The 14,093-nt window shown below is 66.3% G+C and carries 13 protein-coding genes; 7 read left to right on the top strand and 6 right to left on the bottom strand.

Annotated elements, in window-relative coordinates:
- Positions 1-34 precede the first annotated feature (34 nt).
- The 4 genes from P8934_RS14100 (at position 35) to P8934_RS14085 (ending at position 5,640) form a co-directional block, all read left to right on the top strand.
- Positions 35-2,233, top strand: coding sequence for a TRAP transporter large permease subunit (locus P8934_RS14100; RefSeq protein ID WP_278031613.1), 2,199 nt, complete (start codon positions 35-37; stop codon positions 2,231-2,233).
- Between the two features lie 172 nt (positions 2,234-2,405).
- Positions 2,406-2,813: a DUF4168 domain-containing protein gene (locus tag P8934_RS14095; protein ID WP_278031612.1), complete on the top strand. Its 408-nt coding sequence runs from the start codon at positions 2,406-2,408 to the stop codon at positions 2,811-2,813.
- A 183-nt stretch (positions 2,814-2,996) separates the two neighbouring features.
- Positions 2,997-4,907, top strand: a complete 1,911-nt coding sequence (locus tag P8934_RS14090; RefSeq protein WP_278031611.1) for a DUF294 nucleotidyltransferase-like domain-containing protein — start codon at positions 2,997-2,999, stop codon at positions 4,905-4,907.
- Positions 4,908-4,914: 7 nt separating this feature from the next.
- Entirely contained in the window at positions 4,915-5,640 is a 726-nt protein-coding gene (locus P8934_RS14085) for a 3'-5' exonuclease (RefSeq protein ID WP_278031610.1), read from the top strand.
- Positions 5,641-5,730: 90 nt separating this feature from the next.
- On the opposite strand, the gene P8934_RS14080 is transcribed toward P8934_RS14085, so the two are convergent.
- The 5 genes from P8934_RS14080 to P8934_RS14060 form a co-directional block, all read right to left on the bottom strand.
- The gene (locus P8934_RS14080; RefSeq protein ID WP_278031609.1) at positions 5,731-7,404 is read right to left on the bottom strand and encodes a BCCT family transporter; all 1,674 of its coding nucleotides are present in this window, start codon (positions 7,402-7,404) and stop codon (positions 5,731-5,733) included.
- Positions 7,405-7,453: 49 nt separating this feature from the next.
- Positions 7,454-7,882, bottom strand: coding sequence for a universal stress protein (locus P8934_RS14075; RefSeq protein WP_278031608.1), 429 nt, complete (start codon positions 7,880-7,882; stop codon positions 7,454-7,456).
- Positions 7,883-8,157: 275 nt separating this feature from the next.
- Entirely contained in the window at positions 8,158-9,033 is an 876-nt protein-coding gene (locus P8934_RS14070; protein ID WP_278031607.1) for a glycine betaine ABC transporter substrate-binding protein, read from the bottom strand.
- A gap of 77 nt (positions 9,034-9,110) precedes the next feature.
- Positions 9,111-9,944, bottom strand: a complete 834-nt coding sequence (locus P8934_RS14065) for a proline/glycine betaine ABC transporter permease (RefSeq protein ID WP_106232247.1) — start codon at positions 9,942-9,944, stop codon at positions 9,111-9,113.
- Between the two features lie 5 nt (positions 9,945-9,949).
- Positions 9,950-11,215 carry a glycine betaine/L-proline ABC transporter ATP-binding protein gene (locus tag P8934_RS14060; RefSeq protein WP_278031606.1) on the bottom strand — a complete coding sequence of 422 codons (1,266 nt, stop codon included), beginning with the start codon at positions 11,213-11,215 and terminating at the stop codon, positions 9,950-9,952.
- A gap of 152 nt (positions 11,216-11,367) precedes the next feature.
- On the opposite strand from P8934_RS14060, the gene P8934_RS14055 reads away from it, so the two are divergent.
- From P8934_RS14055 to P8934_RS14045, 3 genes are all read left to right on the top strand, one after another.
- Positions 11,368-11,565, top strand: a complete 198-nt coding sequence (locus tag P8934_RS14055) for a hypothetical protein (RefSeq protein ID WP_278031605.1) — start codon at positions 11,368-11,370, stop codon at positions 11,563-11,565.
- Between the two features lie 26 nt (positions 11,566-11,591).
- The gene (locus P8934_RS14050; protein WP_278031604.1) at positions 11,592-12,014 is read left to right on the top strand and encodes a hypothetical protein; all 423 of its coding nucleotides are present in this window, start codon (positions 11,592-11,594) and stop codon (positions 12,012-12,014) included.
- A 104-nt stretch (positions 12,015-12,118) separates the two neighbouring features.
- Positions 12,119-12,562 (top strand): hypothetical protein, encoded by a 444-nt coding sequence (locus tag P8934_RS14045; RefSeq protein ID WP_278031603.1) that lies wholly within the window; start codon positions 12,119-12,121, stop codon positions 12,560-12,562.
- Between the two features lie 155 nt (positions 12,563-12,717).
- Here P8934_RS14045 and P8934_RS14040 read toward each other — a convergent pair whose 3' ends face one another.
- Positions 12,718-14,091 (bottom strand): sigma-54 dependent transcriptional regulator, encoded by a 1,374-nt coding sequence (locus P8934_RS14040; protein WP_278031602.1) that lies wholly within the window; start codon positions 14,089-14,091, stop codon positions 12,718-12,720.
- Positions 14,092-14,093: the final 2 nt, after the last annotated feature.

Below are 14,093 nucleotides of genomic sequence, written 5' to 3'. Positions count from 1 at the left end.
CGCCGGGAGGTGATGGTGTCGCGGAGGAGTGTCCATGAATCTTGATATCGAATTCGTTCTTCCGCACTGGCTCTACTGGTCGGTGCTGCTCTTGTTGCCACTGGTGGTGATGTTCTTCGTCGACCGCAGCTTCCGTCGTGGCGGTACCATCAGCGGCGGCAACACCGCCGAGGTGCCCGCCGGCGAGGAGGGCGAGGTCGCCTACCAGCCACCCGGGAACCTCTTCACCACCATCGTCGACCGCCTGTCCGGGTTTTCCGGCCGCTACGTGGCCTACTGGGCGCTGATCGCCCCCTTCGCCTTCGCCTACGAGGTGCTGGTGCGCTATGCCTTCAACTCGCCGACCAACTGGGTGCATGAGTCGATGACCCTGATGTTCGGCATGCAGTACCTGGTGGCCGGCGCCTATGCCCTGCGCGAGGGCGGGCACGTGCGCGTGGATATCCTCTACCAGCGCGCCCGGCCGCTCAACAAGGCGGCGCTGGACCTGGTGACCTCGGTGTTCTTCTTCATCTTCACCATCGCGCTGCTGGTGACCGGCTGGAAGTTCTTCTCCCAGTCGGTGAGCGACCAGTTCTTCTTCGGCTCCAGCTACGCCAACGAGACCTCCTTCACCGAGTGGGCCATCCAGTTCTATCCGGTGAAGTTCATGCTCTTCTTCGGCGCGCTGCTGCTGTTGCTCCAGGGCTTCGGCCAGCTGGTGCGTGACGCCCAGGCATATCGCTACCACTGGCGCCTGCACGATGGCAGCCGGACCTTTGCCCGCGTGCTGCTGGTCATTGCCGCCCTGCTGGCGGCCTGGGTGGTCTTCGAGATGATCAACATCGCGGTGACCGACTACGACAGCCTGGCGGGCAGCCTCGAGAACAGCCTCGGCTCGGTCGGCATCGGTGCCCTGACGCTGGTGATGTTCGGCTCGCTGATGGTGGTGCTGGTGGCGGGCCTGCCGCTGGCCTTCGTCACCGGCGGCCTGGGGGTGGCCTTCCTCTACCTGGTCGGCGACCAGGCCATGCTCAACCTGATGCCCTCGCGCATCTTCCCGATGATGACCAACTACCAGCTCTCGGCCATCCCGCTGTTCATCTTCATGGCCTCGGTGCTGGAGAAGGCGGGGATCATCGAGGAGCTGTTCGACGTCGTCTACAAGTGGATGGGTGGCCTCAAGGCGGGCCTGGCCATCGCGACCGTCATCGCCTCCACGCTGCTGGCCGCCATGGTCGGCGTGATCGGGGCCGCGGTGGTGACCATGGGCCTGATCGCCCTGCCGGCGATGCTCAAGCGCCACTATGACCCGGAGATCGCCATCGGCTCGATCATGGCCGGCGGGACCCTGGGCATCCTGATCCCGCCCTCGATCCTGGCGATCATCTACGGCGTCATTGCCCAGCAGTCGGTGGGCGAGCTCTACCTCGGTTCGCTGATTCCCGGCCTGCTGCTGGCCTTCATGTACGGCTTCTACTGCTGGATGCGCGGCACCCTGAACGTCAAGCTGGCGCCGCCGATGCCGGTCGAGGACCGGGTCAGCACCGGGGAGAAGCTGCGCCTGCTGCGCAACATGCTGGCGCCCATCGTCCTGGTGATCCTGGTGCTGGGCGTCATCTTCACCGGCATCGCCACCCCGGTAGAGGCGGCCGGCATCGGGACCTTCGGCGCCCTGGTGGTGGCCGCGATGCACAAGCGCCTCACCTGGCCCAACCTGCATGCCGCCTGCATGACCACCCTGGTCGCCTCGGCGATGGTGATGTGGATCATCTTCGGCGCCAGCATCTTCGTCGGCTTCTACATCCTGCAGGGCGGCCAGACCTTCGTTCAGGAGCTGATCTCCGGCGCAGGCCTTGGCCCCTATGCGGTGCTGATGCTGATGATGGTGCTGCTGGTGGCGCTGGGCATGTTCCTCGACTGGGTGGGCATCCTGCTGCTGGCCGTGCCGATCTTCGTGCCGCTGATCAAGGGGCTCACCTTCGACGGCGTGTTCGGCCTGCCCGGCGTGGCCCCTGCCGATGTCTCGCTGTGGTTCGGCGTCATCTATCTGGTCAACATGCAGATGTCCTTCCTCAGCCCGCCGTTCGGCTATGCGCTCTTCTACATCAAGGGGGTCTGTCCGCCGCATATCACCATGGCGCAGATCTTCCGCTCCTCCTTCCCCTTCCTGGGGATCCAGGCGCTGGGGCTGCTGCTGGTGATTCTCTTCCCGGCGCTGGTCACCTGGCTGCCCAACCTGGCCTACGGTTGACGCCAGGTGGTCGGCCCATAGCGGCAAAGAAGGCGCTCCCTGAGGGGGGGCGCCTTCTTCGTTTGGCCGGAAAAACCTAAAAATTACATTTGGATACGCGATAGTCTGAACTCGAGGGGGCGGGGGGCGTCACAGAGGGGCACATTCATAACGCCACACCCTGGAGGTATTCATGCAACGGATGACTGCTCTGTTCTCGGCCGCACTTCTCTCGCTCGGCCTGGCCGCCACTGCCCAGGCGCAGCAGGACTCTGCAGCCAACGCAGAACAGCCGCAGGCGACTGCACCGGCCCAGGACTTCTCCGACCAGCAGCTGCAGCAGTTTGCCGACGCCTCCCAGGAGATCGCCGTCATCTCCCAGGAGTACACCCAGCAGCTGCAGTCTGCAGAGGACGAGCAGGCCCAGCAGGACGTCCGCCAGGAGGCCAACGACGAGATGGTCAAGGCTGTCCAGAACAGCGGTCTCGAGGTGGATACCTTCAACGCCATCGGCCAGGCCATCCAGCAGGATCCGGAGCTGATGCAGCGCGTCCAGGAGATGGCCAAGGCCAACGCCTCCAACGACGGTCAGAACTCGTAAGACGTCTCCACCGTCCAGGCCGTTGCTTCGGCCACCGCAAGGCCACTCCGCTCGGGGTGGCCTTTTTGCTGTCAAGGGGCTGGCCGACTCCCCGAGGGATGCCTCCTCCAGCTGGGCCCTGCTTTACAGGGCGGATGGGCCATTACAGACTGGGCACATTCACAGCGCGCGGGGAGCAAGGGCATGGACGTGGAACTGCTTGAGATCCGCCAGCACCTGGGGCGCCACCCGCCCTTCGACGGCCTCAGTGACGAGCTGCTCGACGAAGTGGCCGGCAGCGTGGAGGTGGCCTACTTCAAGGCCGGCAGCGACATCCTGGTGCTCGACCAGGAGGTCCATGAACTATGCTACATCCGCAGCGGCGCGGTGGAGGTCTATCGCCGCGGCGGCGAACTCTACAACCGCCTGGGCGAGGGCGACATCTTCGGGCACTTCAGCCTGCTGAGGAACCACCGGGCGCGCTTCCCGGCCCGGGCCATGGAAGACAGCCTGATCTACTTCATCCCCGAGCCCGCCTTCCAGCGGCTCTGCGAGGCCGACGACAACTTCGCCGACTTCGTCGAGCTCGAGCGGCCGCGCCTGGAGTCAACGGTCAAGGAGCAGAAGAAGAACAGCGACATGATGATCACCCGGGTGCGCAAGCTGCTGACCCGCTACCCGGTGATGGTCGAGGCCAGCACCACGGTGCAGGAGGCCGCCCGCCAGATCACCGAGTTCGGCGCCTCGGCGGTGCTGGTGCTCGATGCCCCCGGCGATACGCCCCGCTATACCTTCCGCGACAGCCAGGATCGCCACTGGCAGGTGCAGGGCATCCTCACCGACAGCGACTTCCGCAAGCATGTGGTGGCCGAGGGACGCTCCCCCGAGACGCCGGTGGGGGAGGTGATCGGTCCCCGCCTGATCGCCATCCAGTCCGACGAGTCGGTGCACGAGGCGATGCTGTGCATGCTGCGCAACAATATCCATCACCTGCCGGTGATGCACCGTCGCCACCCGGTAGGCATCGTGCACCTCTCCGATATCATCCGCTACGAGACCGGCAGCAGCCTCTACCTGGTGAGCAACATTTTCCACCAGTCCAGCGTCGAGGGCCTGGCGCGGCTGGCCCCCGACGTGCGCGACGCCTTCGTGCGCATGGTCGAGGAGGGGGCGGATTCACGCATGGTGGGCAGCGCGCTCTCCACCATCGGGCGCAGCTTCACGCGCCGGCTGCTGGAACTGGCCGAGGAGGAGCTGGGGCCGCCGCCGGTGGGCTACTGCTTCATGGCCCTGGGCTCCATGGCGCGCAACGAGCAGTCCATCGTCACCGACCAGGACAATGCCCTGGTGCTCGCCGACGATTTCGACCCCGAGCGCCACGATACCTACTTCCTGGCGCTGGCGCAGCGCGTCAGCGATGGCCTGGATGCCTGCGGCTACCCCTACTGCAAGGGCGACATCATGGCCACCAATGCCCGCTGGCGGCAGCCGCTGTCGGTATGGAAGCAGTACTTCCGGGAGTGGATCGACCAGCCCTCGCCGGAGCGGCTGCTGCACAGCTCGATCTTCTTCGACCTGGATGCCGTGTACGGCGAGAACCCCTTCGTCGAGCAGCTCCAGGACCTGGTGGCCACCCGGGCTCCCAAGAGCCCGCTGTTCCTGGCCGCGATGGCCCGCAATGCCCTGAACCGCACCCCGCCGCTGGGCTTCTTTCGCACCTTCGTCATGGAGAAGGACGGCAAGCACAACAACTCCATCAACCTCAAGCGCCGCGGCACCGCGCCGCTGACGGACCTGGTCCGGGTACATGCCCTGGCCTGCGGGTCGCGGGCCCAGAACAGCTTCGCGCGCCTCGACGACATCGACCGCACCCAGCTGCTGGCACCCGGGGTGAGCCAGAAGCTGCGCTATGCCCTCGAGTTCCTCTCGATGTCGCGGATCCGCCACCACGTGATCGATATCGAGCACGAGCGGAGCCCGGACAACAACATCGAGCCGGAGAACGTCTCCGACACCGAGCGCCATAATCTCAAGGATGCCTTCCAGGTGCTGAGCAACGCCCAGAAGTTCCTCAAGTTCCGCTATCCCATGCCGTCGCGCTCGCGGTCCCGCTGAGATGGCCATGGTGCGCCTGCGTCCGCGAGCCTCCCCGCCGACCCCGGGCTGGCCGGAGTACCTGGCCCGCCGCGCCGAGGCGGCGAGAGACCCGAGGCTGGCACGCTTCTTTGCCGCCGGCCTGCCGGCCCCCGAGACCCCCATCGGCGAGGCGCCGATGGTGGCCCTGGACATGGAGACCACCGGCCTGGACGAGCGGCGCCACGCCATCGTCAGTATCGGCGTGGTGCCCTTCACCCTGGGTCGCATCGCCCTGTCACGGCGCCGCTACTGGGTCGTGCGGCCCTCGCGCCCGCTCAGCGAGGAGTCGGTGACCTTCCACCACATCACCCACGCCGACATCGCCCGGGCCCCGGACCTCGACGAGATCCTCGACGAGTTGCTCGAGGCCCTGGCGGGACGCCTGGTGGTGGTCCACTACCGGCACATCGAGCGGCCCTTCCTGGACGCCGCGGTGAAGGCAAGGGTGGGGGAGGGCGTGATGTTCCCGGTCATCGATACCATGTCGCTGGAGGCGCGCATCCACCGTCAATCGCTGCTGGCCCGTTTCAAGCGCTGGATCGGCAGGCCACCGGCCTCCATCCGCCTCTACGACAGCCGTGCCCGCTACGGCCTGCCCGTCTATTCGGGGCACCACGCGCTGATCGATGCCCTGGCCACCGCCGAGCTGCTGCAGGCCCAGGTGGCCCGCCACTATAGCCCTGCGACCCCGGTGAGTGCGCTCTGGAGCTGACCCGGCCGGGAAGAGGAAACGGAAACGAGAAAGGCGGCCCGCCGGCCGCCTTTCCGTTGCTTACCGAATACTTTACGTAGCGTGTCGGGCCTACTTGGCTTTCGGCTCGCTCATCAGCCCCTTGACGATGCCGTAACAGCCCACCAGCAGCACCAGGGTGAAGGGCAACCCGGTGGTGAGGGCAGCCGTCTGCAGGGCGGCGAGGCCACCGCCGAGCAGCAGCGCGATGGCCAATGCACCCTCGATCAGCGCCCAGAAGATACGCTGGGGCTTGGGAGCATCGACCTTGCCGCCCGCTGTGATGGAGTCGATCACCAGCGACCCGGAGTCCGACGAGGTGATGAAGAACACGATCACCAGCACGATGCCGATGAAGGAGGTAATGGCACTCAGCGGCAGGTGCTCGAGCATGGTGAAGAGCTGAAGCTCCAGGGCGGCATCCTGCACCTCGGTGAGGCCTTGATTGACCACCTGGTCAATGGCCGTGGTACCGAAGGCGGTCATCCACACCACCGAGGCAAAGGTCGGCACCAGCAGCACCGAGATCAGGAACTCACGCACGGTGCGGCCACGGCTGACGCGGGCAATGAACATGCCGACGAAGGGCGACCAGGCGATCCACCAGGCCCAGTAGAAGGCCGTCCAGCCCTGGCTGAAGTTGGCGTCCTCGCGCCCGAACGGCATGGAGAGCGCTGGCAGATGGGTCGCGTAGCCCACCAGGCTATCGACGATGCCGGTGGCGATCATCAGCGTCGGGCCGACGATGATCACGAACAGCAGCAGCAGGGCGGCGAGCACCATGTTGATCTGCGAGAGGCGCTGCACGCCCTTGTCGACACCGAGCAAGATCGAGCCCAGAGCGACCAGAGTGATGCCCATGATCAGCAGCACCAGGGTGGTATCGCCGGCGGGGATGCCGAACAGATACTCGAGGCCCCCGGCCGCCTGGGTGGCGCCGATGCCCAGCGAGGTGGTCAGGCCAAACAGGGTGGCGAATACTGCCAGGATATCGATCACGTGCCCTGGCCAGCCCCAGATGCGCTCGCCCAGGATGGGGTAGAAGATCGAGCGCATGGTCAGCGGCAGGCCCTTGTTGAAGGCGAAGATCGCCAGCGACAGGCCGACGATGGCGTAGGCACCCCAGGGGTGAAAGCCCCAGTGGAAGATGGTGGCGGCCATGCTCAGGTCGATGGCGCCGGCCTGGTCTCCCGCGGCAGCCCCCAGGGGGGCCCAGTCGGTGCGTATGCCATCCTCGCCCACGCTGATACCGCCCATGGCGGTGCCGTAGTGGCCCAGCGGTTCCGAGACCCCGTAGAACATCAGCCCGATGCCCATGCCGGCGGCGAACAGCATCGAGAACCAGCCCAGGTAGCCGAAGTCCGGCGTGGCATCAGCACCGCCAATACGTACCTTGCCCAGTGGGGTGAAGATCAGCACCAGCGCCAGGAGCGCGAAGACATTGGCACCGAGCAGGAAGAACCAGCCCAGGTTGGTGGTCAGGAAGCTGAACATGCTGTTGAAGATCGGCTCCATCTGATCCTGCAGCGCCAGCGTCAGGATCACGAACAGCAGGATCACGATCGAGGAGAAGAGGAAGACCTTGCCGTGCAGGTCCACGTTGATCCCCAGGGGGGATGCGGTGATGTTGTCTTGCCCGATCACGTAGTCGGTATCGATCAGGTTCGCCGCCCCCTGCGGGGCGGGAATCCCCTCGGAACCGGCAGTTGGCTCCTGAGGTTTCTCGTCTTGGGGATCTTGAGCCACGAGACATCTCCCTTGCAGTTATGGGTGTGCTTGCGCTTGACGACCCGGCTTACTTGCCGGCGCTGGGACGCACCAGGAACACCGATGCCTTGGTATGCGTCGCCACCTTGCCGCCGTGGGACGGGATGATCGCATCCACATGCTTGGGGGGATGGGTCGGCATGACCACCAGGTCGGCACCCACCTCGTCGATGGCCTCGATCAGGTCGTCATCGAGATCGGCGATCGGGTCGGGGCTGACGATGGTATGGGTGGTGACCGGCTGGCCGTGGACCTTGTGCCGCTCCTGGGCGAAGGCCTCGAGCTTCTGCGTGTACTCCTGGGGCGTTCGCGCCACGCTGCCGGGCGTATTGGCGGTCACCCCCACGTAGCAGATCTCGGCATCATAGTGGCGAGCAAGGTCCGCCACCGCCTGAAGCGACGGCTCGATCAGCTCGAGATGTGCCAGGTCGACCGGCACCATGATCTTCTTGAACATGCCTGTATCTCCTTGTTGGCCACGAAGGTCCTGCGAATCTGTTCAGTGTGACCGTTTCGCGCCACCTTGCCAGGCGACGATTCAACGGCGCACTGCGCATCCCGAGCGGTGATGGTACCCATCCCGGCGGAGGATTGCAGTGGGCTTGTCGGTATCGGGCGACAAGGTGGCGCAACTGGGCACGCTTCCACAACGAGAAGGGGAGACACCCTGCGGTGTCTCCCCTTGCGCTCGATGCGGTCAGCCTCGCCGGACGGGCGAGGCCTGTCCTACCCTCAGGATTCGGGCAGCCACTCCTGGACCAGGTCCTGGTTCTCCTCGACCCACTGCTTGGCGTTCTCGTAGGGGTCGGCGTCCTCCTCCTGGTTCATCAGCATGACCTCGCCCATCTGCTCGGGGGTCCACTCGAAGGCGTCCAGGATGGCGTAGGCCTCCGGCATCTCCTCCTCGAGCCCCTGGCGGGCGATGGTATGGATCTGCTCGGCATCGCCGTAGACGTTCTTCGGGTCCTCGAGGTATTTGAGGTCCCAGCGGGAGAACTTCCAGTGCGGCGTCCAGCCGGTGACGACGATGTCCTGCTCGTTCTGGATGGCGCTTTCCAGGGCGGCGGTCATGGTGGCACCGCTGCCGCTCTGGATATCCATCTCCTCGAGCTCGTAGGCCTCGACCACTTCCTCGGTGAGGCCCATGATGCCGGCGCCCGGATCGATGCCGGTGATCTTGCCGTCGAAGGCGTCGGCATTCGCGTCGAGGTCGGCAATGGACTCGACGTCGGTGTACGCCGGCACCACCAGGCCCAGCCTGGTACCGTCGAGGTTGGGCCCCAGGTCGACGACCTCGTCACCCACGCGCTCCATGTAGTCGGCGTGGGTGGTCGGCAGCCAGGCGGCAACGATGGCGTCGGCATCGCCGGTGGCCACGGCCTGCCACATGGCGGCGGCGGAGAGCGAGGTCATCTCCACCTCGTAACCGGCCTGCTCCAGCACGGCGCGCACCACGTTGGTGGAGGCGACCTCGGAGGACCACTCCACGTAGGCCAGGTGCACGCTGCCCTTGTCCTGGGCCTGGGCGGAACCGGCGGCGAGCGCGGTGCCGGCGGCCATGGCCAGGCCGGCGAGACGGATGCGACGGTTCAGCGGGTGCTTCTTCATCGTGTTCCCCTTCTCTTGATGTTCAACCATTTACCTTGGAGGTGCCCCCCGACGGATTCAAGGGGTGGCCTCAACGATCAGGACTTGCGGCCCTTGCGCAGCGACTGGGTCACGCGGTCGAGCAGCATGGCCAGGATCACCACGGCGATGCCGGCCTCGAAGCCGTCGCCCGGGCGCAGGCGCTGGATGGCGCGCCACACCTCGCTGCCCAGGCCATCGGCGCCGATCATGGCGGCGATCACCACCATGGAGAGCGCCAGCATGATGGTCTGGTTGATCCCGGCCATCACCGTGGGCAGCGACATCGGCAACTGCACCTTGACCAGCTTCTGGCCGCGGGTCGCGCCGTAGGCGTCGGCGGCCTCGATCAGCTCCACCGGCACCTGACGGATGCCCAGAGTGGTGAAGCGGATCGCCGGCGGCATGGAGAAGATCACCGTGGCGAAGATCGCCGACACCGAGCCGATGCCGAAGAAGGGAATCGCCGGGATCAGGTAGACGAAGGCCGGCATGGTCTGCATGAAGTCCAGGATCGGCATGATCGTCTTGTAGAGCCGCTCGGAGAGCGCCGCGGCGATGCCCACCGGGATGGCGATCACTACCGCCACGAAGGTGGCGATCACCACCAGGGTGAGGGTCTCGATCATCGGCTCCCAGAGCCCCAGGTTCCAGATCAGCGCCAGGCCGAGGGCGGCGCCGATGCCCAGGCGAAGGTTCGCCACCCACCAGCAGAGGCCGACGATGATCGCCAGCAGGCCCCACTCGGGGAGCCACATCAGGGCGTCGTTGAGCCCGTCGATGCCGGTCTGGGTCACCCGGGAGATGGCGCGGGTGACGATGGAGTATTCGCTGGTCAGCCAGTCGAGGCCACCCTCGATCCAGTCGCCCAGCGGGATGCTCGGAATCTCGATAGCCATCATGCGTCTCCTGCCGCTGCGATGTTCTGGTTCGCGTTATCGCTCCCGTCTTCACCCACCCGGGCGGGCTCGGCGGCCTGGGCCAGCTCGTCGAGGACGGCGCCCTTGACCACCACACCCAGCAGCTTGCGGCTGTCATCCACCACGGCGATGGGGAAGCTCTTCTCGCTGAACATGGCGAAGAGATTGTGCAGCGGTTCGTCGGGGCCGACGGCACGGAAGTCCTGGGTCATGATGTCACGGATGCTCTCCTTGCCTGCCTTCGCGGCCTGCTCGACGGCGTCCACCACGACGAGACCCTGCAGCTTGCGGTCGCGGCTGGTGACGTAGATGGAGTCCAGCCCGTTCTCGCTCATCTTGCGCAGGGTGGTGCGCGGGCCGTCCTCCTCGCGGGCGGTGGCGCGCACCGGCCGCATGGCGTGCTGCGCGGTGAGGATCTTGGACATGTCCACGCCCTCGATGAAGCGCGCCACATAGTCGTCCGCGGGATGGGTGAGGATATCCTCCGGCGTGCCGATCTGAACGATCTCGCCATCCTTGAGCAGGATGATGCGGTCGGCGATGTTGATCGCCTCGTCCAGGTCGTGGGTGATGAACACCGTGGTCTTCTGCATGCGGTGCTGCAACTCGAGCAGCTCCTGCTGCATGTCGCCTCGGATCAGCGGGTCCAGCGCCGAGAAGGCCTCGTCCATCAGCAGCACCGTCGAGTCGTTGGCCAGTGCCCTGGCCAGGCCCACGCGCTGCTGCATGCCGCCGGAGAGCTGGTTGGGATAGGCATCTTCCCAGCCATCCAGACCCACCTGGTGGAGGGCGTTGCGAGCCACACGGGTCCGCTCTTCCTTCTCCACGCCGCGGATCTCGAGGCCGAACTCGGCGTTCTGCTGCACCGTGCGGTGGGGGAAGAGCGCGAAGTTCTGGAACACCATGGAGAAGTGGCGGCGGCGGCACTCCAGCAGCGCCTTGTCGCCGAGCTCGGGAATGTTCTCGCCGTCGATGACGATCTCCCCCTCGGAGGGCTCGATCAGACGATTGAGGCAACGGATCAGGGTGGACTTGCCCGAGCCGGACAGTCCCATGATCACCAGCAGCTCGCCCTCGTAGACATCGAAGTCGATGTTCGACAGGCCCAGTGTCTGGCCGGTCTTGTCGAGGATCTCTGGGCGTTTCAGTCCCTGGTCGCGCAGTTCGAGCGCCTTCTTCGGCTGGTTGCCGAAGACCTTGCTCAGGTTGCGTACCCGAATCTTGACGTTTCGGTTCTCGTTCATTGGCTCTGCCTTTTGTCGGCTCCCCGCCACTGGGCGGGAAGCGCCGAAGGGTCGAGTGTCGTGACGTAAGAAAACGACGTCATGATGCCAGGCTGCTGCGTTGACAGCGCATCGGATGACGTTGGAGTGGCCCCTACCCTAGCGGTTTTTGAATGGTCATTCAAATTAAAACCCGGGGTGTTGAAGACGTGCAGGATGGCGCAGGAGTGACCCATGTGTCGAATCTGACCACCTCCCGGCCCTCGATGCGCCGCGCCTCCTGCCTGCCGGATGTATTTCAAGATATTGTCTTAAAAGGTTTATATCGCGGATTGCAGTGCCTGGCACGCTGCCTGCTTGTTGTTGGGTGACGACCCGACGACCCAGGGAGAAAACGATGACCGACCAAGAGCTGAACCGAGACAGGCCCCGCGAGCGGCGATCGCGCCGGCTGACGACCCTCGCCGCGATCGCCGCCCTGGGGTTCGGCAGCCTGGCCCTGGCCGGATGCGGCAACGGCGAGGAGGAGCCGCCGCCGACGGAAGCGCCGGCCGGCGAGGCGTCTTCCACCATGGAGGGAGAGTCTTCAACCACGAAGGAAGAGTCTTCAACCACGGAGAAAGAGTCCTCTTCCATGGGGCAGGGGACCGACAGCGAGCAGGACACGAGCATGGAGAGCCAGGATCCCGCCAGCCAGCAGGGCCAGGTCCTGGACCAGGAGACCACCATGGATTCAAAGGCGGCGTCCGGTGATTCGGCCTCCGCCACCGCGCCGTCATCCGATGGCCCGGAGCAAGACGACGACCGTAGCGGCTCCTGACCGCCGGCGTCTCATCGGTGACCGGCCGACCGGACAACCGCCGGTCACTACGGGCAATTCCCGCCCGATCCACCCTCGATCTTCATGAAGGAAGGAGGTGCAAGATGATGTCCAAGGAAACCCTCAGGAAGCTCGGCATTCTCGGTGTCTCGTTCGGCCTGATCGCCAGCCCGCTGGCCTTCGGCGACATGCACGAGGAGCCCACCGACCCGGCTGCCCAGAGCACCGACTCCGCGGCCGACCCCATGAGCCAGCAGGCGGATCCGGCGGCCGGCGATCCGGCGGCCGGTGCCCCGTCAGCCGATCCCAATGCCCAGGGGGACCCGGTCCTGCCGGGCGACGACCCCGCGGCCCAGAGCACCGACTCCGCGGCCGACCCCTCTACCCAGCAGGCGGATCCCGCAGCGGGTGAGCCGGCCGGCGACCCCGGCTTCGGTGAAGGCACCGAGGCGATGCCCGGCGCCGAAGAGGAGTACGAGAACGAGGAACAGGAAGCGCCCTGGGACGAGGAGGGCGATAGCAGCGACGATGAGGAGCAGGGCTGGTAAGCCCTCCGAGCCGCCCCGCTTCGCGGGGCGGCGCCTGCGTGATGGACGGTTCTCCCGGTCCATGCCCTTCCCAGGCCGGTGCATCGCGTTCCCCTCTGCCCGGCCCGGCATGTGACCCCTGGCCCCTGCTGCGGCAGGGGTCCTTTTTTTTCTGGCTACTCCTCCTCGAGGCGCCGGTAGAGGGTGCGCCGGGCGATCCCCAGCACCTCGGCGGTGCGCCGCTTGTTGCCACCCGTGGCCGCCAGCACCTTGCGGATATAGCGCTTCTCCACCTCTTCCAGGCTCGGCCACTCCGCCTGGGTGGCGGCGCTTGCCAGTGTCCTTTCGGCCCGGGTCTCGCGGCAGGCGCGACGCCGGGCCTCGCCCTGGTCGCGGAGCCGCTGGGGCAGGTCGGCGTGACAGAGCTCTCCCGCCTCGGCCAGGGTCACCGCCCGCATGATGGCGTTCTCCAGCTCGCGGACGTTGCCCGGATAGTCATAGCCGAGCAGGGCCTCCAGGGCCGCCGGCTCGATGCGCGCGATGCGTTTTTCCTGCTGACCGGCATGCTTGTCGATCAGCGCCGGGATCAGCCGTTCGATGTCCCCCTCCCGTTCGCGCAGCGGCGGGATGCGCAGTGAGAAGGTCTCCAGGCGATAGAAGAGGTCGCTGCGGAAGTGCCCCGCCTCGATCTCCTGCTCCAGCTGGCGATGGGTGGCGGCAATGATGCGCACGTCCACGGCTTCCTCTCGCTCGGCGCCCACCGGGCGCACGCTCTTCTCCTGCAGGGCCCGCAGCAGCTTGGCCTGCAGCGCGACGGGCATCTCGCCGATCTCGTCGAGGAAGAGGCTGCCCCCCCGCGCAGCCTGGAAGAGCCCCTGGCGGGCGTCGTCGGCGCCGGTGAAGGCGCCCTTCACATGGCCGAAGAACTCGCTCTCCATCAGCTCGGCGGGAATACTGGCGCAGTTCACGGCGACGAAGGGGCCATCGCGACGCGGGCTCTCGGCGTGCACGGCCCGCGCCATCAGCTCCTTGCCGGTACCGCTCTCGCCGAGCAGCAGCATGGGCGCGTCGCTGTCCGCCAGCCGGGCGGCGTCATGGAACAGCGACTGCATGGCCTCGCTCTCGCCGACGATGCCGTGGAAGCTGTTCGCCGCCCCGTCGCTCGCCAGGCGAGAGGCCAGGCGGCGGCTCTCCAGCACCCGGTAGACCGCCTCGCGCAGCCCCTCCAGGTCCAGCGGCTTGGTCAGGAAGTCGTCGGCGCCCTGCTTGAGTGCCTCCACCGCCTGGTCGATGGTGCCGAAGGCGGTGATCACGATGAAGCCCACCGCGCTCCCCTCGCGGCGCAGCCGCTCGAGCAGTTGCATGCCGTCGATGCCCGGCAGTCGCACGTCACTGATCACCAGGGCCACCTCGCTGTGGCTGAGCGTGGCCAGGGCCTGCTCGGCACTGGTCGCGGCCAGGGTCGGGTAGCCGGCGTCGGCCAGCTCCTCCTCGAGCAGTTCCAGGATAGCCGGGTCGTCCTCGACGACCAGCAGGGGCAGGGCAGTCATGT

The organism is Halomonas sp. CKK8 (assembly GCF_029625235.1).
Lineage (GTDB): Bacteria > Pseudomonadota > Gammaproteobacteria > Pseudomonadales > Halomonadaceae > Halomonas > Halomonas ventosae.
Note: the sequence above shows the minus strand (reverse complement) of the source record. Positions and strands in the feature narration are given on the sequence as shown.